A 25,400-nucleotide genomic window follows, 5' to 3' on the forward strand; every position below is an offset into this window, starting at 1 on the left:
AACGCCCGGTTACATTCCGAACCCGGAAGCTAAGCCTTACAGCGCCGATGGTACTGCAGGGGGGACCCTGTGGGAGAGTAGGACGCCGCCGAACTTCCTTTAGAGCTCTGGCTCTTGGGCTACGCAGCCCGAGGGCCAGAGCTTTTTTGCGTTGAGGTAGGGTCAGGGAGCATCGTTGGTTCGTTTCCCACAGGAGGCCCCCGGGTGGAGGTCCAGGAGACCCGTATCCAGACTGACCGGGTTCTCACCATCCCGAACATTCTCAGCATGGCACGCCTCCTCGGCGTACCCCTCTTCCTGTGGTTGATCCTCAGGCCCGAGTTCGGGGGGCCCAAGAGCGACGGCTGGGCGCTGTTGGTGCTCGCGCTGAGCGGAGTCAGTGACTACCTCGACGGCAAACTCGCGCGACGCTGGAACCAAGTCAGCAGCCTTGGTCGGCTTCTCGACCCGGCTGCCGACCGGCTCTACATTCTGTCGACGCTGGCCGGCCTCACATGGCGTGAGATCCTGCCCATCTGGTTGACGGCCGTACTAGTGGCGAGAGAGCTGGTTCTGCTGGTGATGGTGGGCATCCTCAGGCGCCATGGTTACCCTCCGCCGCAGGTGAACTTCCTGGGCAAGGCCGCGACCTTCAATCTGATGTACGCCTTCCCGCTGCTCCTGCTCAGTGACGGAAGCGGTTGGATCTCGTCACTCGCTGCTATTTTCGGATGGGCGTTCGCAGGATGGGGTACAACGCTGTACTGGTGGGCAGGAGTGCTCTACGTGGTGCAAGTCCGCCGTCTAGTCCGCGCGGACGCCATGGCCGATTGAGCTCGGCGATTGTCCGGACGTAGCGGCTCGATGGCCCGTGACGGCAAAGTGCGGGACAATCTTGACGGGTGAAGTCGGCTAGACCGTCATCTCTTGGAGGAGGACGCTTCCGACATGAAGGCCGTCGTGATGGCCGGTGGTGAAGGCACTCGTCTTCGCCCGATGACCTCAAGCATGCCCAAACCGCTCCTGCCCGTGGTGAACCGCCCGATCATGGAGCACGTCCTGCGGCTGCTCAAAAGGCATGGGCTCACTGAGACCGTCGTCACCGTGCAGTTCCTGGCCTCGCTCGTCAAGAACTATTTCGGTGACGGCGAGGAGCTCGGAATGGAGCTCACTTACGCCAATGAGGAGAAGCCACTCGGTACCGCCGGAAGCGTCAAGAACGCTGAAGAGGCATTGAAGGACGATGCGTTCCTGGTCATCTCCGGCGACGCCCTGACCGACTTCGACCTCACCGACCTGATCAATTTCCACAAGGAAAAGGGTGCGCTCGTCACGGTGTGTCTGACGAGGGTGCCCAATCCGCTGGAGTTCGGGATCACCATCGTCGACGAAGAGGGCAAGGTCGAGCGATTCCTGGAGAAGCCGACCTGGGGGCAGGTCTTCTCCGACACGGTGAACACGGGCATCTACGTCATGGAGCCCGAGGTCTTCGACTACGTGGAGGCCGACGTTCCCGTCGACTGGTCCGGTGATGTCTTCCCGCAGCTGATGAAGGAAGGCAAGCCGGTCTTCGGATATGTCGCCGAGGGCTACTGGGAGGACGTCGGAACGCACGAGTCGTACGTGAAGGCGCAGGCCGACGTCCTTGAGGGCAAGGTCGACGTGGAGATCGACGGATTCGAGATCTCCCCCGGGGTATGGGTGGCCGAGGGCGCGGAAGTGCATGCGGACGCCGTGCTGCGCGGGCCGCTCTACATCGGTGACTACGCCAAGGTGGAGGCCGGCGCCGAAATCCGGGAGCACACGGTCGTCGGGTCCAATGTCGTGGTGAAGAGTGGGGCGTTCCTGCACCGGGCGGTGGTGCACGACAACGTCTACATCGGCCAGCACAGCAATCTGCGTGGCTGTGTCGTCGGCAAGAACACCGACATCATGCGCGCGGCCCGGATCGAGGACGGCGCGGTCATCGGCGACGAGTGCCTGATCGGTGAAGAATCGATCGTTCAGGGCAATGTGCGGGTCTACCCGTTCAAGACCATCGAGGCGGGTGCCTTCGTCAACACGTCGGTGATCTGGGAGTCCCGCGGGCAGGCGCACCTCTTCGGCGCCCGGGGCGTGTCCGGGATCCTCAACGTGGAGATCACGCCGGAGCTCGCCGTCCGGCTGGCCGGCGCGTATGCGACGACCCTCAAGAAGGGGGCGACCGTCACCACGGCCCGCGATCACTCGCGTGGTGCGCGTGCCCTCAAGCGTGCGGTGATCTCCGCGCTGCAGGCCAGCGCCATCGACGTACGGGACCTGGAGAACGTGCCGCTGCCGGTGGCGCGGCAGCAGACCGCGCGAGGCAGCGCCGGCGGCATCATGATCCGGACCTCGCCGGGGGTGCCGGACTCCGTCGACATCATGTTCTTCGACGGCCAGGGCGCCGACCTGTCGCAGGGGAGCCAGCGGAAGCTCGACCGGGTGTTCGCCCGGCAGGAGTACCGGCGGGCGTTCCCCGGAGAGATCGGTGACCTGCACTTCCCGGCCAGCGTCTTCGACTCGTACACCGGGTCGCTGCTGCGGAACGTCGACACGACCGGGATCGCCGAATCGGGGCTCAAGGTCGTCGTGGACGCCTCCAACGGCAGTGCGGGCCTGGTGCTGCCCAGCCTGCTCGGCAAGCTCCGGGTGGACTCGCTGACCATCAATCCCGGCTTGGACGAGGCCCGGCCCACGGAGACCGGTGACGTGCGCAGGGCGGGGCTGGTGCGGCTGGGCGAGATCGTGGCGTCCTCCGGGGCCGCGTTTGGTGTCCGGTTCGACCCCGTGGGCGAGCGGCTGTCCCTCGTCGATGAGAAGGGCCGCATCATCGAGGACGACCGGGCGCTGCTGGTGATGCTCGACCTCGTGGCCGCTGAGCGGCGCAGTGGCCGGGTGGCGCTGCCGGTGACCACGACCCGGATCGCGGAGCAGGTGGCCGCGTACCACGGCACCCAGGTCGAGTGGACCACGACGTCTCCCGACGACCTCACGCGCGTGGGGCGTGAAGAAGGGACGATCTTCGGCGGTGACGGCAAGGGCGGGTTCATCGTCCCGGAGTTCAGCGGCGTCTATGACGGTACGGCGGCCTTCGTACGGCTGATCGGGCTGGTGGCCCGGACGCAGCTCACGCTCAGCCAGATCGACGCACGGATCCCACGGGCACACGTCCTCAAACGCGATCTGGCCACTCCGTGGGCCGTCAAGGGCCTGGTGATGCGGCGGGTCGTCGAGGAAGCGGGAGATCGCTTCGTCGACACCACGGACGGGGTCCGGGTGGTGGAGACGGACGGACGCTGGGTGATGGTCCTGCCCGATCCGGCCGAGGCGGTCACTCACCTGTGGGCGGAGGGACCGGACGACGAGTCCGCCCAGGCCCTGCTCGACGAGTGGTCGGCCGTCGTGGACAGCGCCGGACGGTAAAATCCACAGCACGCGCGCGTGCCGGACGAGTGTCCCCCAAGGGGGCCTGTCCGGCACGCCGGTGGGGCCATTCGGAGGAACTGCTCGCGACGTGCGACGATGTGCGGCATGCCGCAGCAACCCCCCGTTCGGAGCACACCGGCCGTGCGGCCTGTGCGCCCGGACGCCTCCATGTCGTTGATCACCAACGTCATGGACCACAGCCTCGACGACGGGTACGCCGAGGCAGCTGCCCTCCGGAAGTCCCAGGGCGCGGGGGGCGGCATGCCGAAGACCCTGCGGGCGAAGCTCGGCCTGGCCGGCGGTCTGGTGCTCGCCGCGCTGGTCGTGACCGTCGGAGCCGCACAGGCGCGCGTGGCGGCACCGGCGATCGCGAAGGAGCGGCAGGAGCTGATCGACCGGATCGACCGGGAGACGGAGACCGCGGACAAGCTGGAGAGCAGCGTCGACCGGCTGCGTGACGACGTGGGCGCCCGGCAGCGGGCCGCCCTGAGGCAGAGCGGCGGCAGTGAGATGGCCGATCTGGTGGGCATCCTGTCGGGGGCCGCCGCGGTGCACGGCCCCGGGGTGAAGCTCGTCGTGAACGACGCCAAGGAAGCCAGCTCGGGCGGTGACGGAAACCCGCGTACGACCGCCGGGTTCTCGGACACCGGCCGGGTGCGCGACCGTGACATGCAGCGTGTCGTCAACGGCCTGTGGGCGGCCGGCGCCGAGGCCGTCTCCGTCAACGGGCAGCGGTTGACCGCCCTGTCCGCGATCAGGGCCGCCGGCGACGCGATACTGGTCGACAACAAACCGCTGGTGCCGCCCTACACGGTGCTGGCGGTGGGGGACGGGAACGGGTTCAGCGCCAGGTTCCAGAACGGCGCCGACGGGCTGTATCTGCACGCCCTTGAGGAGAACTTCGACGTTCGGGCCGATATCTCGGTGGTGAACGACCTCCAGTTGCCCGCAGCACCGAGTGTGATCGTACGTACAGCACAGCCGAGCACTGAGAAGGGCACATCGTGATCGCGGTACTGGGCCTCGTCGTGGGAGTCGTGGCCGGCCTGTTGGTTCGTCCGGAGGTTCCGGCGGTCGTCGAGCCGTATCTGCCGATCGCCGTGGTCGCGGCGCTGGACGCCGTCTTCGGCGGCCTGCGGGCCATGCTGGACGGCATCTTCGACGACAAGGTCTTCGTGGTGTCGTTCCTGTCGAACGTGGTCGTGGCCGCCCTGATCGTCTTCCTGGGCGACAAGCTGGGGGTGGGCGCGCAGCTCTCCACGGGCGTCGTCGTGGTTCTCGGAATCCGTATCTTCTCCAACGCCGCGGCCATCCGGCGGCACGTGTTCCGGGCGTGAGGCCGATGACCGATCCGAACGAGTGGCCGGAGTACCGGCTGCGCAGGGCGCTTCCCGAGGAGGTGCCCGCGCCGGGGCCCGAGGCGGGGCAGCCGCGACCAGTGGAGACCACGCCGGAGCTGACCGGTCGGCAGCGGCTGGTCAACGGCCTGTGGCCGCCAAGGGTCTCCCGGGCCCAACTCATCGTCGCCCTGCTGCTGTTCGGCCTCGGCTTCGGCCTGGCCGTCCAGGTGGCGTCCAACAGCGACACCGACAGTGCGCTGCGCGGCGCGCGCCAGGAGGATCTCGTACGCATCCTCGATGAACTCGACAACCGTACGCAGCGTCTTGAGGACGAGAAGACGGGACTCGAACAGCAGCGCCAGGAGCTGGAGAACAGCTCGGACCAGGCCGAGGAGGCACGCAGGCAGACTGCCGAGAAGGAGCGGCAACTCGGCATTCTGGCGGGCACCGTGGCGGCGCAGGGCCCCGGCATCACGATGACGATCAGCGACACGAAGGGGACGGTCAAGGCGGACATGCTGCTCGACGCGATCCAGGAGTTGCGCGCGGCCGGCGCGGAGGCGATCCAGGTCAATGCCGTACGGATTGTCGCCGGCAGCTATCTCACTGACTCCGGCGACGGCGTGAGCGTGGACGGGAACAAGATCAACGCTCCCTATCGTTTCAAGGTCATCGGCAAGCCGCAGGATCTCGAACCGGCGCTCAACATCCCCGGAGGCGTGGTGCAGACTCTTGAGAAGGAGCAGGCCACCGTGACGGTCGAGCGTTCGGACAAGATCATTGTTGACGCCTTGCGACCGGCGAAGGAGCCTGACTACGCTCGGTCGTCCTCGCGGTGAATCGATGGTGCATACGGGAGGTCCGGCAGGGGCATGAGGTTGCGGGGGGTCGGCGCATCGAAGGGTCGGTGCGTGGTGGAAACTGTTTGGTGGATACGGACGTTGTGAGGATGTCCGGGTCGACCGGTGTATGGAATCAGGGTTCGTCCTGCCCCACGGGCGGGTCTGTTTCGGTCAAGGGGAATCGCCCGTGAAGTTGTTTGCGAAGTTGTTCGGCAAGAGCGCGCGAGAAGGCGGCGGCAGCGCGACCGCTCGCCATCGCGCACAGCCTGACGCAGAGGGCCAGCGCCCGATGTTCCGGGACCAGGTGGCTGGCCCGGGCGGTGACATTTCCGGAGGTCAGGGCGCGCCGTCTGTTGACCCTGCCCAGTCCGGCGGCATAGGTTTCGGGCAACCGTCAACCTCAAGTACGGGTGGAGGGTTTACCTCTGACCCGTACGCGTCCAACGCCCCGGTGGGGCAGCCGCGGCAGGAGGATCCGTCCATGTCGATCCTGGTATGTACGAGGTGCGGTAACCGGAATGCGGAGAACGCCCGGTTCTGTTCCAACTGTGGTGCGCCCCTGCGTGCGGGCGTCGCCCCCGAGCGGGCGTCGGAGACGACGTCCACGATCTCCATCTCCGGTCTTGAGGCGTACGACGCCGAGGTCACCGGACAGACCCTGACGCCGTCGCTCTCTCCGGAGGCGCAGGCGGCTGTCGACGCGCTGCCGGTCGGTTCGGCGCTCCTGGTGGTCCGCCGCGGCCCGAACTCGGGCAGCCGCTTCCTGCTGGACGGGGACCTGACCACGGCCGGCCGTCACCCGCAGAGCGACATCTTCCTGGACGACGTGACGGTCTCGCGCCGTCACGTGGAGTTCCGGCGTGGTGCCGACGGTTCGTTCACGGTGGCGGACGTGGGCAGCCTGAACGGCACGTATGTCAACCGGGAGCGGATCGACCAGGTCGGTCTGTCCAACGGTGACGAGGTGCAGATCGGTAAGTACCGGTTGGTCTTCTACGCGAGCCGGCACGGTATCTGACCGTTCCCCCGGACCCGGTCCGGGGGGACTCCAGGGAAGGTCCATGCTTCAATCACCGCGCGGCGGTGCCGGGCACGGTACCGCCGCCAGGGACAGCGGGCTGATGAGCATCGGTGCGGTGCTGAATGTGCTGCGCGGCGAGTTCCCCGAGGTCACCGTCTCCAAGATCCGCTTCCTGGAGTCGGAGGGCCTCGTCGAGCCGCAGCGGACCCCCTCGGGGTACCGCAAGTTCAGCGCCGGGGACGTCGAGCGTCTGGGCCATGTCCTGAGGATGCAGCGGGACCATTACCTGCCGCTCAAGGTGATCCGGGAGCACCTCGACGCCATGGAGCGCGGCGAGGCCGTACAGCTTCCCGTGGTGGGGCGCCAGCGGGACGGTGAGGACGTCCTGGAACCCGTCGAGGGGCCGGCAGCGGCCCGGATCGGGCGTGCCGAGCTGCTGGCGGCCGCCGAGATCGACGAGGACGATCTCAAGGAGTGGGAGTCCTATGGGCTCGTCGCTCCACTGGAGGACGGGGTGTACGACGCGGAGGCGGCCACCGTGGCCTCCCTCGTGGCCGAGTTGGGGCGGTTCGGGATCGAGCCGCGTCACCTTCGGGTGATGAAGGCCGCCGCCGACCGCGAGGCGGGCCTCGTCGACCAGGTGGTGGCCCCGCTCAAGCGTCATCGGAACCCACAGACCAGAGCCCATGCCGAGGCCCGTACGAAGGAGCTGGCGGCGCTCACCGTCAGGCTGCACACGGCGCTCGTGAAGATCGCGCTGGGCGTTCGGCTGCCCTGAACGGTGCGGCCTTCCGCCGGTGAACCGCGCGGCGTTCCGTCGGCCGGATCGTGCACCCGTTCTCTGCCCGACTACCCAAACGTCCCGGGCACGGCCTAGGGTTGCTGTGTGAACGAGCTCGATGTCGTAGGTGTCCGGGTCGAGATGCCCTCCAACCAACCGATCGTGCTCCTGCGTGAAGTGGGCGGCGACCGGTACCTCCCCATCTGGATCGGGCCGGGGGAGGCGACGGCGATCGCCTTCGCCCAGCAGGGGATGGCTCCTGCGCGGCCGCTGACCCACGACCTGTTCAAGGACGTGCTGGAAGCCGTCGGCCAGGAGCTCACCGAAGTGCGCATCACGGATCTGCGTGAGGGCGTCTTCTACGCGGAGCTGGTGTTTGCCAGCGGCGTGGAGGTCAGCGCCCGCCCGTCCGACGCCATAGCGCTGGCCCTGCGCACGGGCACGCCGATCTACGGCAGTGACACGGTGCTCGACGATGCGGGCATCGCCATTCCGGACGAGCAGGAGGACGAGGTGGAGAAGTTCCGCGAGTTCCTCGACCAGATCTCGCCGGAGGACTTCGGCACCAGCAGTCAGTGAGCCGCCGTTCGGGCCGGCGCCGGGCTGGCTTCACGGCCCGTGACGAGCCGTTGCCGGGGCAATTGCCAGGGGCCTTTGAGAGCGTCCTTCGGACCCCCGCGAACGCATTCGGCTAGCCTTTCCCCGCGGTGGGGTACGGGAAACCACTCCTAGGGTGATTATCACTCGGCGTGCCGAGTGTGGCGATCGTTGACGCACCCCTGGTGACTGCCTACCGTCGTGAAGGCAGGTCAAGGACGGAGGTCGGCGTGAGAAGCAGCGGCGACGGTACGGCTGGGGGTGCCCCCGGACGCGGTTTCGGGGAGAGCGGTCCGTTCGCTCCCTCGAACGCACGGCTCCGTTCCAGTGAGGAGTCCCCCCATTCGGGCAGCGGCGCGGCCGATCACGCCCCGCAACGGCCGACGGCCGTACCCAGCGGCGGAGGGGCGGCGCCCATGACGTCCGAACAGATCGGTTACCGGGGGCCCACGGCCTGCGCGGCGGCCGGCATCACCTACCGGCAGCTGGACTACTGGGCCCGCACGGGCCTCGTCGAGCCCAGCGTGCGACCCGCCTACGGATCAGGTACGCAGCGGCTCTACAGCTTCCGGGACGTCGTCGTCCTGAAGATCGTCAAGCGGTTCCTGGACACCGGCGTGTCGCTGCAGAACATCCGCAGCGCCGTCCAGCACCTCAGGGAACGCGGTTTCCGTGACCTGGAGCGCATGACGCTGATGAGCGACGGCGCGACGGTCTACGAGTGCACGTCGCCGGACGAGGTCCACGCCCTGCTCCAGGGCGGGCAGGGCGTCTTCGGGATCGCCGTGGGCGTGGTCTGGCGGGACGTGGAAAGTGCCCTCTCCCAACTGCACGGAGAGCGCATCGACACCGGGGAGACCCTGGTCGGGCACAATCCCGCGGACGAGCTGGCCAGGCGGCGCAACCGGGCTGTCTGAGCTGCCCGACCGGGCGGTGTGAGGGTGTGGCCGGGGCGGTCCGAGCGGCCTTCCTCACGGGGAGGCCGGGGCCGTGTCGCCGTGCGGCGGCGGGGCGATGTCAGTGCCGTGGTGCAGCATCGGAGATGTGCGAAACGTGCCCACGATCCTGCATCTCGACATGGATGCCTTCTTCGCCTCGGTGGAGCAGGCGTCCAAGCCGAGCCTGCGCGGGAAGGCCGTCGTCGTGGGCGGGCTCGGGCCGCGCGGGGTGGTCGCCACCGCCTCGTACGAGGCACGGACCTTCGGGGTCCGCTCGGCGATGCCCATGGCCCAGGCGCGTCGGCTGGCCCCCAATGCCGCCTACCTCGTGCCGCGCTTCGGACTGTACCGGTCGGTCAGCGAGCAGGTGATGGCGTTGCTGCGGGCGCTGTCCCCGCTGGTGGAGCCGCTGAGCCTGGACGAGGCGTTCGTGGACCTGGAGGCCGGGGGGACGGCCTGGGACGAGGAGTCGGCGCGGCTGGCCGGGGTGAAGCTGCGCGCGGACATACGGACCGGCACCGGACTGACCGGGTCGGTGGGGCTCGCCGCCTCGAAGATGCTCGCGAAGATCGCCTCCGAGCAGGCCAAGCCGGACGGCCTGGTGCTGATCGAACCGGGCACCGAGCGCGCGCTGCTCGCCCCGCTGCCGGTGCGGACCCTGCCGGGGGTGGGGCCGGCCACCGGTGACCACCTGCGGCGAGCCGGGATCTCGACGGTCGAGGAGCTTGCCGAGGCCGGTGAGGACGAACTGGTGCGCCTGCTCGGCAAGGCCCACGGGCACGCGTTGTACGCCATGGCGCTGGCGCACGACGAGCGGCCGGTGGTGGCGGAGCGGGAGACCAAGTCGGTGTCCGTCGAGGACACGTACGACGTCGACATCCACGATCGTCTCCGGGTCGGCCTGGAAGTGCAGCGGCTGGCCGACCGGTGCGTGCGGCGGCTGCGCGGTGCGGGGTTGTCGGGGCGGACCATCGTGCTGAAGGTGCGGCGGTACGACTTCTCCACGCTGACCAGGTCGGAGACGCTGCGGGGGCCCACGGACGATCCGGTGGTGGTGCGGGAGGCGGCGACGCGGCTACTGGAATCCGTGGACACGACGGGCGGGGTGCGGCTGCTCGGCGTGGGCGTCTCCGGCCTCGCCGACTACACCCAGGAGGACCTGTTCGCCCAGGCGGCGGTGGAGGCGGCCACCGCGGCACCGGAGGAGGCCGCGGCCGAACCCGTCGAGGAGCCCTCGACGGAGGCCGAACGGCACTGGGTCGCTGGGCACGACGTGCGGCACACCGAGTACGGGCACGGGTGGGTGCAGGGCAGCGGTCTCGGGCGGGTCACGGTGCGATTCGAGACTCCCGCAACGCAGCCGGGCCGGGTGCGGACGTTCCGGGTCGACGATCCCGGTCTGGAGCCCGCGGAGCCGTTGCCGTTGGTGTCCGGGGAGCTGAGGGCGGTGCCGGGAACGGATGACGGGTGATGCGGAAGGGACGGGGCATCGGGCCGTACAGGGGTGAGGCAGCGGGCGACAGGGGCCCGGGGCGGCGGCGTCAGGTCTCGTCCTGGCCCGCCAGCCTGCCGAAATCGTGGTCCGGGCGCGGGGACGGCGCGGCCACGTCCAGGCCGTAGTGGTGGTAGAGCTGGAGTTCCTGCTCCGGGGAGAGGTGGCGGCCCACGCCGAAGTCAGGGGCGTCCTTGATGAGGGCGCGGTCGAAGGGGACGCGCAGACTGCCCTCGATCAGCTCGCTCGGCTCCAGGGGGACGAAGGCGTCCCGGGAGAACAGGCCCGTCCGTATGGCCGCCCACTCCGGCACTCCCGTGGCGTCGTCGAGGTACACCTCGTCGATAGTGCCGATCTTGGTGCCGTTGCGGTCGAACGCCTTGCGGCCGATCAGGTTGCGCGGATCGATGTCGGTCTGCACGGGCCCTCCTCATTGGTCGCAATCCTTCGCAAGCACTGCCTGCACATTCGTGAGCACTACCTACAAAAGAGCAGAAACGAGGCGGCGGCCACTCGAAGGTCCGGCCGATGGCGTCGCTGGTAGGCTGGCAAATGGCTGCTGATCCCGTGCGGGAGAGTCCTCCGGACATCGTCCGAGGCGCCGAAGGAGCAAATCCTCCCCGGAATCTCTCAGGCACACGTACCGCACGGGCGAGGTCACTCTGGAAAGCAGGGCGGGTGCCGACGGTTCCCGCTCTCACCGACGGGGAAAGCCGTGACGCCTCGGGTGCCACGGTGAAGCTCTCAGGTCGAGATGACAGAGGGGGAGGCCGTCGGGGTGCCCGCGCCGGGGCGCCCCTCGAAGGTCGTCAGACCAGGAGGCCTCCGCAATGACCGCCCATCGCACTCCGCTCTCCGAGCTCGAACAGGGCACGCCCTTCGAGCAGCGGCACATCGGGCCCGACCAGGAAGCGCGGGAGAAGATGCTCGCGCAGGTCGGCTACGGCTCGCTCGACGAGCTGACCGCCGCCGCGGTGCCGGACGTGATCAAGAACGCCGACGCGCTCGATCTGCCGGGCGCCCGCACCGAGGCCGAGGTGCTGGCGGAACTGCGTTCCCTCGCGGACCGCAACCAGGTCGTCGGTTCGATGATCGGGCTCGGTTACTACGGCACCTTCACGCCGCCCGTCATCCTGCGCAACGTCATGGAGAACCCGGCCTGGTACACGGCCTACACGCCCTACCAGCCGGAGATCTCCCAAGGGCGGCTCGAAGCCCTGCTGAACTTCCAGACCATGGTCGCCGACCTCACCGGACTGCCCACCTCCGGTGCCTCCCTGCTCGACGAGGGCACGGCCGCGGCCGAGGCGATGGCCCTGTCCCGGCGCATGGGCAGGAACAAGAACGGCCTCTTCCTGGTCGACGCGGACACGCTGCCGCAGACCGTCGCCGTGATCCGCACCCGCGCCGAACCCGCCGGGGTGGAGGTCGTGGTCGCCGACCTGCACGCGGGCATCCCGGCCGAGGTCGCCGAGCGCGAGATCAACGGCGTACTGATCCAGTACCCCGGCGCCTCCGGGGCCGTACGCGACATCGAGCCGGTCATCGAGCGGGCGCACGAGCTCGGCGCGCTCGTCACCGTCGCCGCCGACCTGCTCGCCCTCACGCTGCTGAAGTCGCCGGGTGAGCTGGGTGCGGACATCGCCGTCGGTACGACCCAGCGCTTCGGTGTGCCGATGGGCTTCGGCGGGCCGCACGCCGGCTACATGGCCGTGCACGAGAAGTTCGCGCGCAGCCTGCCGGGCCGCCTCGTCGGCGTCTCCGTCGACGCCGACGGGCACCGGGCCTACCGGCTCGCCCTGCAGACCCGGGAACAGCACATCCGGCGGGAGAAGGCCACCAGCAACATCTGCACCGCGCAGGTGCTGCTCGCGGTGATGGCGGGCATGTACGCCGTCTACCACGGTCCCGAGGGGCTGCGTGCCATCGCGCGACGCACCCACCGCTACGCGGCGATCCTCGCGGCGGGTCTGGCCGACGGCGGTTTCCGGACCGTCCACGGCACCTACTTCGACACGCTGACGGTCGAGGCCACGGGCCGCGCCGGACAGATCGTCGCCGCTGCCCGGGACAACGGCGTCAACCTGCACCTCGTCGATGCCGACCACGTCTCCATCGCCTGCGACGAGACGACCACCCGGGCCCGGCTCGACGCCGTGTGGGCGGCCTTCGGCGTGCAGGGTGACGTCGAGGTGCTGGACGCGGCCACCGTGGACGCGCTGCCGCAGGAGCTGCTGCGCGCCGACGAGTTCCTGACCCATCCGGTCTTCCAGCAGCACCGGTCCGAGACCTCGATGCTGCGTTACCTGCGCAAGCTGGCCGACCGGGACTACGCGCTGGACCGCGGCATGATCCCGCTGGGTTCGTGCACGATGAAGCTCAACGCGACCACCGAGATGGAGCCGGTCACCTGGCCCGAGTTCGGCCAGCTGCACCCGTTCGCGCCCGCCGAGCAGGTGCAGGGCTACCTCACGCTCATCCATGAGCTGGAGGAACGGCTCGCCGAGGTCACCGGGTACGACAAGGTCTCGCTCCAGCCGAATGCCGGTTCGCAGGGCGAGCTGGCCGGTCTGCTGGCCGTGCGCGGTTATCACCGGGCCAAGGGCGACGACCAGCGCGTCGTCTGCCTCATTCCGTCCTCCGCGCACGGCACCAACGCCGCGAGCGCGGTGATGGCCGGGATGAAGGTCGTCGTCGTGAAGACCGCCGAGGACGGCGAGATCGACGTCGCGGACCTGCGGGCGAAGATCGAGCGGCACCGCGACGAGCTGGCGGTGCTGATGATCACGTATCCGTCGACGCACGGCGTGTTCGAGGAGCACGTCGCCGACATCTGCGCCCAGGTGCACGAGGCCGGCGGCCAGGTGTACGTGGACGGCGCCAACCTCAACGCGCTCGTCGGGCTCGCCAAGCCGGGGCACTTCGGCGGTGACGTCTCGCACCTCAACCTGCACAAGACGTTCTGCATCCCGCACGGCGGCGGCGGTCCCGGCGTGGGCCCCGTGGGTGTCAGGTCGCACCTGGCGCCGTACCTGCCGAACCACCCGCTGCAGCCCGCCGCCGGTCCGGAGACGGGCGTCGGCCCGATCTCGGCCGCTCCCTGGGGTTCGGCCGGGATACTGCCCATCTCGTGGACGTACGTCAGGCTGATGGGCGGCGAGGGGCTGAAGCGGGCCACTCAGGTGGCCGTGCTGGCTGCCAACTACATCGCCAAGCGCCTGGAGCCCCACTACCCGGTGCTCTACGCCGGTCCCGGCGGCCTGGTGGCGCACGAGTGCATCATCGACCTGCGGCCGCTGACCAAGGCGACCGGTGTGAGCGTGGACGACGTGGCCAAGCGGCTGATCGACTACGGCTTCCACGCGCCGACGATGTCGTTCCCGGTGGCCGGCACGCTGATGATCGAACCGACCGAATCGGAAGACCTGACCGAAATCGACCGGTTCTGCGAGGCGATGATCGCGATCCGTACGGAGATCGACAAGGTCGGCGCCGGTGAGTGGCCCGCGGACGACAACCCGCTGCGCAACGCCCCGCACACCGCGGCCGCGCTCGGCGGCGACTGGGCGCACGCCTACAGCCGCGCGGAAGCCGTCTTCCCCGCCGGTGTCTCGGCCGCCGACAAGTACTGGCCGCCGGTGCGCCGGATCGACCAGGCATTCGGCGACCGGAACCTGGTCTGCTCCTGCCCGCCGCTGGACGCGTACGCGGACTGAACCGAGCGGGCGCGTGAGCGTGTGACGGGCTCCCGGCCGAGGTCCGGACAGGAGCCCGCACACGTGCGATGCCGGCCTTCGACGCCGCCGGCGCAGGAGGACAGGCCGGATGACGTCCTCAGGCCGTCGCCAGGGACACCTCGGTCGACTTGATCAGGGCGAAGACGGGCGAGCCGGCCACCAGGCCCAGATCGCCGACGGACTCCTCGGTGATGGCCGAGGTCAGTTCAGCGCCCTCGACCGCGATCTTCACCGCGGCCATCGCGCCGCCGGTGGCGATGCCGGTGACGGTGCCGGGCAGTTGGTTGCGGATCGAGACGCGCCCGACGGGGGCGGTGGCCAGGGCGACCTCCGTCGACTTCACCAGGGCGCGCACGGCTGAGCCCGCGGTCAGGCCGAGATCCTCGGCGGCCTCCAGGGTGATCGCGGCGGTCAGGTCCTGACCGCCGGAGAGATGGACCTTGACCGTGGCCATCGCCTCGCCCCGGATGACGGCGGTGACGGTGCCGGGGAGCTGGTTGCGGATGCTCAGGCTCATGGGACGGCCTCGCAGAATATGGGGGTTTGGGGAATTACGGGCCCCTGACGGTCCCCACCGTAGCCGCAGCCGGTGCCTCAGGCCGGGTAGGCGTGGGTCTGCGTCGCCTTGACCGTCGCCCAGACCGGGGCGCCGGGCTGCAGGCCGAGCTCCGCGGCGGCGACCGTGGTGAGGTCGGCGGCCAGGGGCAGCTCACCGCCGAGATCGGCGCGGATCTGATCGCCGTGCGTCTCCAGGCCGACCACCTCGCAGCGCCAGAGGTTGCGGGCGCTGGAGCCGCTGGGGCGCTCCCCGTGGAGGGTGACGGCGCTCGGCGGGAAGGCCACGAAGACCGGGCCCGACAGATCCTCGGTCGTGGTGATGGCCGGGCCGTCGTCCAGTCGTACCGTGTGGCCGTCGGCCCGGCCCCGGTAGAGGTTGAGGCCGACCAGTTGCGCGATGTAGTCCGTGCGCGGACGGCGGGCGATCTCGGTGGGCGAGCCCTCCTGGACCACGCGGCCGTGCTCGACCACGACGAGCCGGTCGGCCAGCACCATGGCGTCCAGCGGGTCGTGCGTCACCAGGACCGCGACCGCCTCGAACTCGGCCAGGTGGCGGCGGAGTTGGGTGCGCACCTCCAGCCGGGTGCGGGCATCGAGGGCGGCCAGCGGCTCGTCGAGCAGCAGCAGCCGGGGGCCGGTGGCCAGGGCCCGGGCCACCGCGACCCGCTGGGCCTGGCCGCCGGACAGCCGGCGCGGCTTGGCCGCCGCGTGCTCCGTCAGACCCATGCGCTCCAGCCACTCGGCGGCCAGCGCGCGCGCCGCGGCCTTGCCCGCGCCCTGGCAGCGTGGGCCGAAGGCCACGTTGTCCAGGGCGGACAGGTGCGGAAAGAGCAGGTAGTCCTGGAAGACGACGCCGACGGGACGCGACTCCGGGGCGGTGCGGTCGAGGGCGACGCCGTCCAGGTGCAGATGGCCGCCGGTGAGCGGATCCAGCCCGGCGAGGGCGCGCAGCGCCGTGGTCTTGCCGGCACCGTTGGGGCCCAGCAGGGCGACGACGTCACCGGGCGCGGCCCGCAGGGCGATGTCGAGGCGGAAGGAACCGCGGTCGACGACGAGCCGGGCGTCGAGCCCGTCACCGCGGGTGCCTTCGGCGACGAGGCCGGCCGTGGTGTCGTCGATGTCCGTCATGGGGTGCACTTCCAGGAGTCGGGCGGGTGGCTGAAGGGGGCCGGGAGGGGCGGGCTCCGTGCCGGCCCGGGCACTGCCGGCGGGTTCCGGGGCCCGGCCGACGGACGGACGCCGCGGGGCGGCCGGGGCCGGGGGTGGCTCGGATGGGGTCGGTGGCCGGGGTGGCTCGGGTGCGGTCGGTGTCGAAGGGGGCTCGTACCGGCGATCGTACGGCTGTGGGCTTCGGGGACGTACGCCCGATCGCCGTATCCCCGGACCGTACGCCCTCGCGTGCCCTGTCTCCGTAGGGCCCGTACGGAGTCCCGCGCCCGCTCTCCGTGCGGTCCGACGGACCGTGCCCCGCCCGCCGTGCCGGCCGGAGCCGTGCGAGGCGGTCGGCCGGGTGGTGACGGGCGGGCCGGTCTCCTCACGGTGTCGTCAGCCAGCGGTCCCGCAGGCCCGCCAGTACCGCGATCGAGACCGCCAGCAGGACCAGGCTGAGGGCGATGGCCGCGTCGGGGTCGTTCTGGAGGGCGAGGTAGACCGCGAGGGGCATGGTCTGGGTGCGGCCCGGGAAATTGCCGGCGAACGTGATGGTCGCGCCGAACTCGCCGAGCGCCCGGGCCCAGGCCAGGACCGCGCCCGCCGCGATACCGGGTGCGATCAGCGGCAGGGTGACCCGACGGAACGCGGTGAACCGGGAGGCGCCCAGGGTGGTGGCCGCCTCTTCGAAGCGCGGGTCCGCGGCGCGCAGCGTGCCCTCGACGCTGATCACGAGGAACGGCATCGCGACGAAGGCTTCGGCGATCACGACGCCCGTCGTGGTGAACGGCAGGGTGAGGCCGAACCAGGAGTCCAGCCACTGCCCGACCACGCCGTTGCGGCCGAGGGCGAGGAGCAGGGCCACGCCGCCGACCACCGGCGGGAGGACGAGCGGCAGGGTGACCAGGGCGCGTACGAGACCGCGGCCGGGGAAGTCCGTGCGGGCCAGCAGCCAGGCCAGCGGCACGCCCACGACCAGGCTCACCGCGGTCGCCGCGGTCGCGGTGACCAGGGACAACTGCAGCGCCTGCCACACCTCGGGGCTGCTCAGCAGGTGCGGCAGGTTGCCCCACGGGGCCCGGACGAGCAGGGCGAGCAGGGGCAGCAGCAGGAACACCAGGGCCACGACGCCGGGGACCAGGAGCGGCAGCGGTACTCCGCGCCGGCCCGGCGGGCGGGCGCCTCGGCGCCGCGGTCCGCCCTCGGGAGCGCGGGCCGCGGCGCCGGATGCGTCGAGCGGGGTCACGGCTTGAGGAACCCGGCCTCGGTCAGGACCCGCCGGCCCTCGGCGGACTGCACGAGCGCGATGAACGCCTTCGCCGCAGCGGCGTTGGGCGCGTTCTTCAGCAGGGTGATCGGGTAGTCGTTGACGGCCCCGGCCGACTCGGGGAAGTTCACGCCCTCCACCTTGTCACCCGCGGCCTTCACATCGGTCTGGTAGACGACCGCCGCGTCGGCCTCCTTCAGCTCCACCTTGGTCAGGGCGCTCTTGACGTCCTGTTCGTAGGAGGCCGGGGTGAGCTTGAGCCTGCTCGCGTCCAGGGCCTTCTGGGCGGCGGCGCCGCAGGGGACGGTCTTGTCGCACAGGACGACCTTCAGACCGGACTCGGTGAGGTCCTTCAAAGAGGAGATCTTGTCGGGGTTGCCCGGCAGGGTGGCGATCGCCAACTGGTTGCGGACGAAGGTGGCCGGAGTGCCGACCGCGTCGTTCTTGTCCGTCACGGTCGCCATCGTCTTGGCGCTGGCGGCGGCGAAGACATCGGCCGGAGCGCCGCCCGTGATGCTCGCGGCGAGTGTGTCGCTGCCCCCGAAGTTGAAGCTGACCTTGGTGCCCGGGTGCTGCTTCTCGAACTCCTTGCCCAGCGTGGTGAAGCTCTCCTGCAGCGAGGCCGCCGCGAACACGGTCACCGCGCCGGACAGCTTCGGCGACGACGAGGAGCCGGCCGAGGAGCCCGCCGCGGCCGACGACGAGTCGTCCGAGGACGAGCAGGCGCTCAGCGCCATCAGGACGGCGGCCCCTGCACCGGCCACCTGCAGCAACCGACGGGTCCGGCGCTTCGAACGGGTCATCACGGTTCCACTCCTCTTGGGTGCTCGGACAACTGTCGCGCCCAGCTGCGGCCCTACTGCTGCCGTGCCGCGATGATACTGCCGCATCTGCAAGGTGTAAGTCTTCTGTCTCATCGCATGAGCTGGGGCAATGCCGAACCAAAGTATGCATGTGCGTTTGTAGGGGGCCGCGCCACGGGTACCGTCCTCCAGGAGGTGGTCGCTCGTGACGCTCGCCGAACTCACCCTGACCGGCGACCTGGCCCGGCCGGTTCGCCTCACGGTGCCGGATCTGCTCGGCTGGCCGCAGCACCGGATGCGGGTCAGCTTCGAGTGCGCCACCAGCGGAACGCAGCACCACCGGTTCACCGGCCCGCTGCTCTACGACGTCCTGTCCGACGCGGGGCCCGGCTTCGATCCCGTACGGCGCAAGGACCGGCTGCGCTTCCTCATCGCGGTGAACGGCGCGGACGGGCACCACGCCCTGCTGTCCTGGGCCGAGATCGACCCCGATTTCGCCCATGAGCCGGTGCTGCTCGCCGTCAGCATCGACGGCACCCCGCTCGACCGGCACGGACCCCAGCTCGTACTGCCGCAGGACCGCTGCGGGGCGCGGCACATCAGCGGCATCAACGGGATATGCGTGGACGGCCACTACCGCCGCGCCGCGGAGCCGGTGGCCGCCATGTAGTCTCCCTGGGGAGGCCATGCATGCTGCTGCGTCAGCTGGAATATCTCGTCGCGCTCGCCCGGGAGCGCCACTTCGCCCGCGCGGCGGCCACCTGCTTCGTCTCGCAGCCCTCGCTGTCGGCCGCGATCCGCCGCCTGGAACACGAGCTGGACGTACCCATCGTGCGGCGCGGCAGGCGGTACGAGGGGCTGACGCCCGAGGGCGAGGTGGTGCTCGCCTGGGCGCACCGGATCCTCGCCGAGCGGGACGCGCTGCGGCAGGAGCTGTCGGCGCTGCGCGGTGGACTCACCGGCACGCTGCGGCTCGGCGTCATTCCGACCGCACTGCCCGTCGCCTCCCTGCTGACCACTCCGTTCTGCGAACGGCATCCGCGTGCCCGGGTCACCATCGAGTCGCTGTCGTCGGCCGACATAACCCACGGACTCACGGAGTTCGAGCTGGACGCCGCGATGACGTATCTCGACGACGACACCCTGCGGCACGTGCGCCGCTATCCGCTGTACGAGGAGCAGTACGTACTGCTCACCCCGCTCGACGGTCCGCTCGGCCAGGTCGCCACGGCCCGCTGGGCGCAGGCCGCCGCGCTGCCGCTGTGCCTGCTGGTCGGACGGATGCGCAACCGGCGCATCATGGACGAGTTCTTCGCGGCCGACGGCGCCGTCGTGGCCCCCGCCGTCGAATCGGACAGCGTGGCCGGGCTGTACTCCCATCTGCGCGGCGGCCGTTGGTCGAGCGTGATCTCGCACACCTGGCTGCACATGTTCGGCGTACCCGAGGGGATGCGCGTGGTGGCCCTCGAAGGGCCCACGCACGGGCCGCGGGTCGGACTGGTCGTCGCCCGCAGCGAACCGCAGTCCGTGCTCGCCGAGGCGTTGGTGGAGGTCGCCAGGGGGGCCGGGGTGCAGGATGCGCTGGACGAACTGCTGCGCGCCTACCTCAGCGGCCGCGACCGGTAGCCGGGAGCTGTCGGGGTACAGCGAGGTTCGCTTCGGCCAGGGCCGCCGTTCACACGCGGTCGATGTGCACGTTCGTCGACTTCACCCGGGCAGTTGCCTCCATGCCGACCTCCAGACCGAGTTCCTCGACCGCCTCCCGGGTCAGCAGCGAGACCAGCCGGTGCGGGCCCGCCTGGATCTCGACCTGGGCCGCGACGTCACCGAGCTTGATCGCGGTGACGATCCCCGGGAAGGCGTTGCGCACGGACGTGTACGAGGTGTCCTCGTCGCCCGTGCCCGCGGTCCGGGCCAGTTCGACCGAGAACGCGGCGAGATCCCTGCCGTCGATGAGCCGCCGCCCGGCCTCGTCGCGATGGGTCGTCACCCGGCCCGCGTCGGCCCAGCGGCGGGCGGTGTCGGGGCTCACGCCGAGCAGCCGCGCCGCCTGGCCGATCGTGTAGGACTGCATGCCGGTCACGATAGGGCTACGGGCCGGGAACGGCGCAGTTGGGGCGGGCCGACGGGGACGACGCGATACAGCGGCGCGCGGGTGCGGACCTCCGGAGGCGGCGGTGTCCGGCCGACGTGGGCACCGGGGGCAGCCGTGTGCACGGCCGGACGGCGGCGGCCGGTTCCGGCCGGGGCGGTGGGTCAGGACATTCCGGATGCCTTGAGTACGGCCCGGGCCCCCTCGTCGTCGATCGCCCGCTCCAGCCGGTGCAGCACGTCCGCGCCCTGGAGCAGGGTGCCGTTGTGCAGTGAGTGGCGCAGCCCGGTGCCGACCTCGTGCCAGAGGAACGGATTGGCGGCGAGGACCCGGGTGTCGAGTTCGAGGCGCCCGCCGTGGACGTCGCGGAAGACCAGCTGCGAGGCGGCGCCCTCGTACTGGCGGACCCCCACCAGCGCGTCCGTGCGGACCGTCCGCCGGGACAGCGGACCGCGCACGGACAGCCAGCCCCGGCCGGCGGCGACCCGGGGCGGCAGCAGGAGCAGACCGATGGTGGCGGAGAGCGCGAGCCACAGCACCGCGCGCGCCGGTGTGAAGGTGCCCGCCGCGCAGTCGGTGAGGACGGTCAGGGCACCGAAGACGACTGCGCAGACCACGGCGAACCGGGCGCTGCCGCGCCAGTGGCGGTCGCCGGCCGGGGCAGGGGGTGCGCCGCGTTCCATGCATCCGAATCTAGGCCGCTCGGGCGGCCGGGACATCTCGTGCTGATGGGGCTCTGACGCCGGCCGGGTACTTCTTGACGGTGCTCTGACGTGGGCGTTCCCGTCAGCCGGTGTGGACGCGCGGGCGTCGGCTGCGGTCCGGCTCGGCCTCGCGCAGTACCTCGCGGGTGACCGGGGCGACCTCACCCTGGCCGAACATGAAGAAGCGCAGGAAGTTGGCGAGGGGGTTGCCCTCGGTCCACTCGAAGTAGATGTGCGGGGTGCAGCGCGTGACGTCCCGGACGTGGAGCAGGAGCGCGGCGAGGGCGTTGGGGATGGAGGCGGACTCCAGGGTCAGGACGCGGTAGCGGTTGTGCAGGACCTCGCCGTGCACCGTGAGACCGGCCTCGAACTCGGACGGGTCGGTGACCGTCACCTCGACGAAGACGAAGTCCTCCTGCTCGGGGAAATCGTTGTCTTTGCGGATCTGCTCGATCTTGTCGCGGTACTCGGCCCTGTCGCGACGGTCGGGCTCATTGGCGATGAAACGTATCTTCCGGCTGGCCATGTCCCTGACGAAGCGAGCCGCCATGTCGTCGAGGGTCACGCTCGTCACGCGCAGTTCGAAGGCCCGGGCCAGCCGGGACAGCAGCGAGACCAGGATGATGCCGGCGATGAAACAGGCGCCGATCTTCACACCGTCCGGACGCTCGATGACGTTGGTGACGGTCGTATAGAGGAAGACGGCCGAGATGACGGCGAACGCGATGGTCCACTTGCGCTGCCCGGCCTTGCGCGCGGCGATGGTCACCGCGATCGCCGCGGAGCTGATCAGCACCAGCACACCGGTGGCGTAGGCGCCGCCCTGCGCGTCCACGTCGGCGTTGAAGATCCAGGTCACCAGGAAGGCGATGAGGGTGAAGACGATGACCATCGGACGCACCGCGCGCGCCCAGTGCGGCGCCATGCCGTAGCGGGGGAGATACCGCGGCATGAGATTGAGCAGCCCCGCCATCGCGGAGGCGCCGGCGAACCACAGGATCGCGATGGTCGAGATGTCGTACACCGTGCCGAAGGCGTTGCCGAGGTACTCGTGCGCGAGGTAGGCGAGGGCGCGTCCGTTGGCCTGGCCGCCGGACTTGAACTGGTCCGCCGGGATCAGCAGCGTGGTGATCCAGCTGGTGGTGATCAGGAAGCAGCTCATGATCAGGGCAGCGGTGGTCAGCAGCTTCCTGGTGTCCCTGATCCGGCCGGTGGGCCGCTCCTCGGTGTCGGCGGGATCGCCCTGGACGTGCGGCATGACGGCGACCCCGGTCTCGAAACCGGACAGGCCGAGGGCGAGCTTGGGGAACACGATCAGGGCCAGCCCGATCATGACGAAGACATTGCCGTGCTGCGCGGTCAGGGCGCCGGACCAGTCGGTGATGGCATGGCCGGCCGTGGCGACGTGCCACAGGCCGTCGACCACGACGACGAGGTTCAGTACGAGATAGATGCCCACCAGCGTGACGGCGACCCCGATCGCCTCCAGGAAGCCCTTGAGGAACACCGCGCCGAGCAGGGCGACCAGGATCAGCGTGATCACCATCTGCTTGTCGTGCAGGGCGCTGTGCAGATGCGGGTTCTCGATCAGGTGGGTGGAGGCGTCGGCGGCCGACAGGGTGATGGTGATCAGGAAGTCGGTGGCCGCGAAGCCCAGCAGCGTCAGGACGAACAACTTGCCCTTCCAGAACGGCAGTAGCCGCTCCAGCATCGCGATCGAACCCTGGCCGCGCGGGCTCTCCTCGGCCACGCGCCGGTACACCGGCAGGGCGCCGGCCAGCGTGACGATCACCAGCACGATCGTCGCCAAGGGGGAGAGCAGACCGGCCGCCAGCGCGGCGATACCTGGCTGATAACCGAGGGTCGAGAAGTAGTCCACACCGGTCAGGCACATCACCCGCCACCACCGCTGCCCCTTGTGGGCGGGCTCCGGTTCGGCGTGGGGTCCGGTCAGACCGCCCTTCCTGCCCATGTCGGACAGGCCCTCCAGCATCCAAGCGCGCAGCCGCCCGGGAGGAGGGTGTTCGGTCGTGGCCATCGGGGGGTGCTCCTGACGTGCGGCTCAGCCCTGGTTTTCGGCCATCATCCGGACGGCTGCACCAGCGTAAGCAGAGAGTGACGCGGGAGCCTGTGGATCAGTGGGTCCGGGGCATCAAGCTTGCGTTAAGAAACACCTGGCGGGCCGCGTCGGCGCGGCCCGGGTCGGGGCGGTGCCCGGCGTTCGCACGTTGGGCTGTATGGCGCAAGCGGCGGTCGCGCGGGGCGGGGGTCCGGCACGCGCCTCCGCGCCCTGCTCAGCCGCCCAGTTCTGGGCCTGAGCACGCTCGCCGGCCGGGCCGTGGGGTCGCGCGAAGGCGGCCCGCGGAGCCGGTGAGGGGGACGAACGAAGGCGCGGGCCCCGCTGCTCCGGCATGCTCGACGACATCGTCAAGCCCCCGTCAAGGGCTGTCCGTGGCGCCGTATGGAATCCGTCAGCGGGAGGCTGTCTCCGGCAAAGGGAGTTCTCCCGGATTCGCCCCTGTTCCGCTTCGCACCGTTCCGGGAGTTCGTGATGGCCGACGTGGCTTTCGTCGTCACCGTGATCGTGCTGTTCGCGCTGGTGGCCCTTGTCGCCAGGGGGGTGGCGAAGCTGTGACCGCCGAGAACGTCATCGGTCTCGTCGTCGCCGTCGCCCTGCTGGTCTATCTCGTCCTCGCCCTGATCTTCCCGGAGAGGTTCTGAGCGCGATATGGGTCCTGTGCCGGCCGCTGTGCTGCAGTCACTCGCCCTGGTGGGCGTCCTGGCGCTCGTCCACGTTCCGCTCGGCTCCTATATGGCCCGGGTGTATTCCACCGACCGGCACTGGCGGGCGGAGCGGTGGGTCTACAGGTCGATCGGAGTGAATCCGGATACGCAGATGCACTGGCCCGCGTATCTGCGCGGGGTACTGGCATTCTCCACGGCCGGTGTGCTGTTCCTGTACCTGTTGCAGCGGGTGCAGGGGGTGCTGCCGGGTTCGCTGGGTTTTTCGTCCGTGAATCCGGCGCAGTCGTTCAATACGGCCGCGTCGTTCGTGACGAACACGAACTGGCAGTCGTACTACGGCGAGCAGACCATGGGCCATGTCGTCCAGACGGCGGGTCTCGCCGTGCAGAACTTCCTCTCCGCCGCCGTGGGCATGGCGGTCGCGGTGGCATTGGTGCGTGGTTTCGCCCGGGTACGCACCGGCGACCTGGGGAATTTCTGGGCCGACTTGGTCCGGGGCACGCTGCGAATCCTGTTGCCGTTGGCGGTGGTGGCCGCGGTGGTGCTGGTGGCGTGCGGGGCGATCCAGAATTTCTCCGGAATTCATGAGGTCGGACAGTTCGCCGGGAGTTCGCAGCAGTGGGGCGGGGGTGCGGTGGCCTCACAGGAGGCGATCAAGGAGCTGGGGACCAACGGCGGCGGATACTTCAATGCCAACAGTGCGCATCCCTACGAGAATCCGACGCCGTTCTCGGACCTGTTCGAAGTCTTCTTGCTGCTGGTGATTCCCGTCGCGATGACCCGGACCTTCGGCGTGCTGGTCGGTTCGGTCCGGCAGGGCTACGCGATCCTCGCGACGATGGCCGTGATCTGGGTGGGGTTCGTGGCGCTGATGATGTGGACCGAGTTCACGCATCAGGGTCCGGCCCTGGAGGCGGCAGGGGCGTCGACGGAGGGCGCGGAGGTCCGTTTCGGGGTCGGCGGCTCGTCGGTCTTCGGGGTGTCGACGACACTGACGTCGACGGGCGCGGTCAACTCCTTCTTTTCGTCGTTCACCGGGCTGGGCGGCGGGATCGCCCTGCTCGGGATGATGCTGGGCGAAGTCGCACCGGGCGGTACCGGTTCCGGCCTGTACGGGATTCTGATCGTGGCGGTGATCGCGGTGTTCATCGCGGGTCTGATGGTGGGGCGTACGCCTGAATACCTGGGCAAGAAGATCGGCGCGCGGGAGATCAAGCTTGCCGCCTGCTACATCCTGATCACTCCCGCGCTGGTGCTGGTTTTCGCGGCGGTGGCGATGGCGTTGCCCACCCCGCGGCATTCGCTGCTGAATCCGGGTGCCCACGGGTTCTCGGAGGTGCTGTACGCATATACGTCGGCCGCGAACAACAATGGTTCGGCGTTCGCGGGGCTGAATGCGAATACGGACTGGTTCAACACGACGACGGGTCTGGTCATGCTGCTGGGCCGTTTCCTGCCGATGGTGTTCGTGCTGGCGCTCGCGGGTTCACTCGCCGGGCAGAAGCCGGTTCCGGTGACCGCGGGGACCTTGCGCACCGAGAAGCCACTGTTCGCGGGGCTGCTGGTGGGCGCGGTTCTGATCATCACCGGCCTGACCTATTTCCCGGCGCTGGCGCTGGGGCCGCTGGCTGAGGGGCTGGCGTGATGAGGGCTCAGGTACCGGAGGAGGGCCCGAAGCAGGAAGGGCCCGAGCAGGAGGCTTCGACGTCCGCCTCCGCCACTGCGACCAGGGCGCCGCACAGCGACGTACCCACCGGGCACAAGCCTGTCGGAGGACGGGTCGGTGCGGGTCTGTTCGATCCCCGGCAACTGGTCAAGTCGCTGCCGGAGGCGTTCCGCAAGCTCGATCCGCGGGTGATGATCAAGTCGCCCGTGATGTTCGTGGTGTGGGTCGGCTCGCTGCTGACC

At 69.9% G+C, this 25,400-nt stretch carries 24 protein-coding genes, 1 rRNA gene, 1 pseudogene and 1 riboswitch; of the genes and pseudogenes, 18 read left to right on the forward strand and 8 right to left on the reverse strand.

What is annotated here, in order from left to right:
* The 11 genes from rrf to ACFYPJ_RS38055 form a co-directional block, all read left to right on the forward strand.
* Positions 1-94, forward strand: a 5S ribosomal RNA gene (gene rrf, locus ACFYPJ_RS38005); the annotation flags it as partial.
* Positions 95-204: 110 nt separating this feature from the next.
* Positions 205-813 carry a CDP-alcohol phosphatidyltransferase family protein gene (locus tag ACFYPJ_RS38010; protein ID WP_389026542.1) on the forward strand — a complete coding sequence of 203 codons (609 nt, stop codon included), beginning with the start codon at positions 205-207 and terminating at the stop codon, positions 811-813.
* Positions 814-927: 114 nt separating this feature from the next.
* Positions 928-3,423: a sugar phosphate nucleotidyltransferase gene (locus ACFYPJ_RS38015; protein WP_389026585.1), complete on the forward strand. Its 2,496-nt coding sequence runs from the start codon at positions 928-930 to the stop codon at positions 3,421-3,423.
* Positions 3,424-3,594: 171 nt separating this feature from the next.
* On the forward strand, positions 3,595-4,434 hold the full coding sequence (locus tag ACFYPJ_RS38020; protein ID WP_389026544.1) for a DUF881 domain-containing protein: 840 nt from the start codon (positions 3,595-3,597) through the stop codon (positions 4,432-4,434).
* Positions 4,431-4,763: a small basic family protein gene (locus ACFYPJ_RS38025; protein WP_003988855.1), complete on the forward strand. Its 333-nt coding sequence runs from the start codon at positions 4,431-4,433 to the stop codon at positions 4,761-4,763. Before ACFYPJ_RS38020 ends, ACFYPJ_RS38025 begins: the two co-directional genes overlap by 4 nt.
* 5 nt (positions 4,764-4,768) lie before the next feature.
* The gene (locus ACFYPJ_RS38030; protein WP_389026546.1) at positions 4,769-5,605 is read left to right on the forward strand and encodes a DUF881 domain-containing protein; all 837 of its coding nucleotides are present in this window, start codon (positions 4,769-4,771) and stop codon (positions 5,603-5,605) included.
* A 130-nt stretch (positions 5,606-5,735) separates the two neighbouring features.
* A complete protein-coding gene (locus ACFYPJ_RS38035) occupies positions 5,736-6,626 on the forward strand; it encodes an FHA domain-containing protein (protein WP_389026548.1) in 891 nt (296 codons plus the stop codon).
* Positions 6,627-6,669: 43 nt separating this feature from the next.
* The gene (locus ACFYPJ_RS38040) at positions 6,670-7,407 is read left to right on the forward strand and encodes a MerR family transcriptional regulator (protein ID WP_389026550.1); all 738 of its coding nucleotides are present in this window, start codon (positions 6,670-6,672) and stop codon (positions 7,405-7,407) included.
* A gap of 108 nt (positions 7,408-7,515) precedes the next feature.
* Complete coding sequence (locus ACFYPJ_RS38045; RefSeq protein WP_026253112.1) at positions 7,516-7,989, forward strand: bifunctional nuclease family protein; 474 nt, start codon at positions 7,516-7,518, stop codon at positions 7,987-7,989.
* 248 nt (positions 7,990-8,237) lie between these two features.
* Positions 8,238-8,924: a MerR family transcriptional regulator gene (locus tag ACFYPJ_RS38050; RefSeq protein WP_389026553.1), complete on the forward strand. Its 687-nt coding sequence runs from the start codon at positions 8,238-8,240 to the stop codon at positions 8,922-8,924.
* A 127-nt stretch (positions 8,925-9,051) separates the two neighbouring features.
* Positions 9,052-10,416: a DNA polymerase IV gene (locus ACFYPJ_RS38055; RefSeq protein WP_389026555.1), complete on the forward strand. Its 1,365-nt coding sequence runs from the start codon at positions 9,052-9,054 to the stop codon at positions 10,414-10,416.
* 70 nt (positions 10,417-10,486) lie between these two features.
* Here ACFYPJ_RS38055 and ACFYPJ_RS38060 read toward each other — a convergent pair whose 3' ends face one another.
* On the reverse strand, positions 10,487-10,858 hold the full coding sequence (locus ACFYPJ_RS38060) for a PRC-barrel domain-containing protein (RefSeq protein WP_389026557.1): 372 nt from the start codon (positions 10,856-10,858) through the stop codon (positions 10,487-10,489).
* A gap of 139 nt (positions 10,859-10,997) precedes the next feature.
* Positions 10,998-11,093: riboswitch (glycine riboswitch) on the forward strand.
* Positions 11,094-11,267: 174 nt separating this feature from the next.
* Between ACFYPJ_RS38060 and gcvP the strand changes: the two genes are divergently transcribed.
* Positions 11,268-14,153, forward strand: a complete 2,886-nt coding sequence (gene gcvP, locus ACFYPJ_RS38065) for an aminomethyl-transferring glycine dehydrogenase (RefSeq protein ID WP_389026559.1) — start codon at positions 11,268-11,270, stop codon at positions 14,151-14,153.
* Positions 14,154-14,271: 118 nt separating this feature from the next.
* Here gcvP and ACFYPJ_RS38070 read toward each other — a convergent pair whose 3' ends face one another.
* The 4 genes from ACFYPJ_RS38070 to modA all read right to left on the reverse strand — a co-directional run bounded on the left by ACFYPJ_RS38070 (position 14,272) and on the right by modA (position 17,951).
* Complete coding sequence (locus tag ACFYPJ_RS38070) at positions 14,272-14,691, reverse strand: molybdopterin-binding protein (RefSeq protein WP_389026561.1); 420 nt, start codon at positions 14,689-14,691, stop codon at positions 14,272-14,274.
* A gap of 77 nt (positions 14,692-14,768) precedes the next feature.
* Positions 14,769-15,860, reverse strand: a complete 1,092-nt coding sequence (locus ACFYPJ_RS38075; protein ID WP_389026563.1) for an ABC transporter ATP-binding protein — start codon at positions 15,858-15,860, stop codon at positions 14,769-14,771.
* A 406-nt stretch (positions 15,861-16,266) separates the two neighbouring features.
* Positions 16,267-17,127 (reverse strand): molybdate ABC transporter permease subunit, encoded by an 861-nt coding sequence (gene modB, locus ACFYPJ_RS38080; RefSeq protein WP_389026565.1) that lies wholly within the window; start codon positions 17,125-17,127, stop codon positions 16,267-16,269.
* The gene (gene modA / locus ACFYPJ_RS38085) at positions 17,124-17,951 is read right to left on the reverse strand and encodes a molybdate ABC transporter substrate-binding protein (protein ID WP_389026567.1); all 828 of its coding nucleotides are present in this window, start codon (positions 17,949-17,951) and stop codon (positions 17,124-17,126) included. Before modA ends, modB begins: the two co-directional genes overlap by 4 nt.
* A 205-nt stretch (positions 17,952-18,156) precedes the next feature.
* On the opposite strand from modA, the gene ACFYPJ_RS38090 reads away from it, so the two are divergent.
* Positions 18,157-18,621 (forward strand): molybdopterin-dependent oxidoreductase, encoded by a 465-nt coding sequence (locus tag ACFYPJ_RS38090; protein WP_389026569.1) that lies wholly within the window; start codon positions 18,157-18,159, stop codon positions 18,619-18,621.
* Positions 18,622-18,641: 20 nt separating this feature from the next.
* Positions 18,642-19,577, forward strand: coding sequence for a LysR substrate-binding domain-containing protein (locus tag ACFYPJ_RS38095; protein ID WP_389026571.1), 936 nt, complete (start codon positions 18,642-18,644; stop codon positions 19,575-19,577).
* Positions 19,578-19,626: 49 nt separating this feature from the next.
* Here the strand turns inward: ACFYPJ_RS38095 and ACFYPJ_RS38100 are convergent, their stop codons facing one another.
* From ACFYPJ_RS38100 to ACFYPJ_RS38110, 3 genes are all read right to left on the reverse strand, one after another.
* Positions 19,627-20,025 carry a molybdopterin-binding protein gene (locus ACFYPJ_RS38100; RefSeq protein ID WP_389026573.1) on the reverse strand — a complete coding sequence of 133 codons (399 nt, stop codon included), beginning with the start codon at positions 20,023-20,025 and terminating at the stop codon, positions 19,627-19,629.
* Between the two features lie 182 nt (positions 20,026-20,207).
* Entirely contained in the window at positions 20,208-20,726 is a 519-nt protein-coding gene (locus ACFYPJ_RS38105) for a hypothetical protein (protein ID WP_389026575.1), read from the reverse strand.
* 103 nt (positions 20,727-20,829) lie between these two features.
* The gene (locus ACFYPJ_RS38110; protein WP_389026577.1) at positions 20,830-22,785 is read right to left on the reverse strand and encodes an amino acid transporter; all 1,956 of its coding nucleotides are present in this window, start codon (positions 22,783-22,785) and stop codon (positions 20,830-20,832) included.
* A gap of 423 nt (positions 22,786-23,208) precedes the next feature.
* On the opposite strand from ACFYPJ_RS38110, the gene ACFYPJ_RS38115 reads away from it, so the two are divergent.
* The 4 genes and pseudogenes from ACFYPJ_RS38115 to ACFYPJ_RS38130 form a co-directional block, all read left to right on the forward strand.
* Entirely contained in the window at positions 23,209-23,382 is a 174-nt protein-coding gene (locus tag ACFYPJ_RS38115) for a hypothetical protein (protein ID WP_389026579.1), read from the forward strand.
* Entirely contained in the window at positions 23,379-23,468 is a 90-nt protein-coding gene (kdpF, locus tag ACFYPJ_RS38120) for a K(+)-transporting ATPase subunit F (protein WP_389026581.1), read from the forward strand. Before ACFYPJ_RS38115 ends, kdpF begins: the two co-directional genes overlap by 4 nt.
* A 7-nt stretch (positions 23,469-23,475) precedes the next feature.
* Positions 23,476-25,137: a potassium-transporting ATPase subunit KdpA gene (gene kdpA / locus ACFYPJ_RS38125; RefSeq protein ID WP_389026583.1), complete on the forward strand. Its 1,662-nt coding sequence runs from the start codon at positions 23,476-23,478 to the stop codon at positions 25,135-25,137.
* Positions 25,137-25,400, forward strand: a pseudogene (locus ACFYPJ_RS38130) (hypothetical protein); the annotation flags it as partial. The gene kdpA and the pseudogene ACFYPJ_RS38130, both read left to right, overlap by 1 nt.

This window comes from Streptomyces sp. NPDC006012 (genome assembly GCF_042871185.1).
Lineage (GTDB): Bacteria > Actinomycetota > Actinomycetes > Streptomycetales > Streptomycetaceae > Streptomyces.

Bases quoted from the DNA above. Each gene is read 5' to 3' on its own strand.
- ACFYPJ_RS38020 (WP_389026544.1), top strand. From the start codon at position 3,595: ATGTCGTTGATCACCAACGTCATGGACCACAGCCTCGACGACGGGTAC.
- modA (WP_389026567.1), bottom strand. From the start codon at position 17,951: ATGACCCGTTCGAAGCGCCGGACCCGTCGGTTGCTGCAGGTGGCCGGT.
- ACFYPJ_RS38100 (WP_389026573.1), bottom strand. From the start codon at position 20,025: ATGCAGTCCTACACGATCGGCCAGGCGGCGCGGCTGCTCGGCGTGAGC.
- gcvP (WP_389026559.1), top strand. From the start codon at position 11,268: ATGACCGCCCATCGCACTCCGCTCTCCGAGCTCGAACAGGGCACGCCC.
- kdpA (WP_389026583.1), top strand. From the start codon at position 23,476: ATGGGTCCTGTGCCGGCCGCTGTGCTGCAGTCACTCGCCCTGGTGGGC.
- ACFYPJ_RS38105 (WP_389026575.1), bottom strand. From the start codon at position 20,726: ATGGAACGCGGCGCACCCCCTGCCCCGGCCGGCGACCGCCACTGGCGC.
- ACFYPJ_RS38070 (WP_389026561.1), bottom strand. From the start codon at position 14,691: ATGAGCCTGAGCATCCGCAACCAGCTCCCCGGCACCGTCACCGCCGTC.
- ACFYPJ_RS38075 (WP_389026563.1), bottom strand. From the start codon at position 15,860: ATGACGGACATCGACGACACCACGGCCGGCCTCGTCGCCGAAGGCACC.
- ACFYPJ_RS38015 (WP_389026585.1), top strand. From the start codon at position 928: ATGAAGGCCGTCGTGATGGCCGGTGGTGAAGGCACTCGTCTTCGCCCG.
- ACFYPJ_RS38035 (WP_389026548.1), top strand. From the start codon at position 5,736: ATGGAATCAGGGTTCGTCCTGCCCCACGGGCGGGTCTGTTTCGGTCAA.
- ACFYPJ_RS38110 (WP_389026577.1), bottom strand. From the start codon at position 22,785: ATGGCCACGACCGAACACCCTCCTCCCGGGCGGCTGCGCGCTTGGATG.
- ACFYPJ_RS38040 (WP_389026550.1), top strand. From the start codon at position 6,670: ATGCTTCAATCACCGCGCGGCGGTGCCGGGCACGGTACCGCCGCCAGG.
- ACFYPJ_RS38095 (WP_389026571.1), top strand. From the start codon at position 18,642: ATGCTGCTGCGTCAGCTGGAATATCTCGTCGCGCTCGCCCGGGAGCGC.
- ACFYPJ_RS38115 (WP_389026579.1), top strand. From the start codon at position 23,209: ATGGAATCCGTCAGCGGGAGGCTGTCTCCGGCAAAGGGAGTTCTCCCG.
- ACFYPJ_RS38030 (WP_389026546.1), top strand. From the start codon at position 4,769: ATGACCGATCCGAACGAGTGGCCGGAGTACCGGCTGCGCAGGGCGCTT.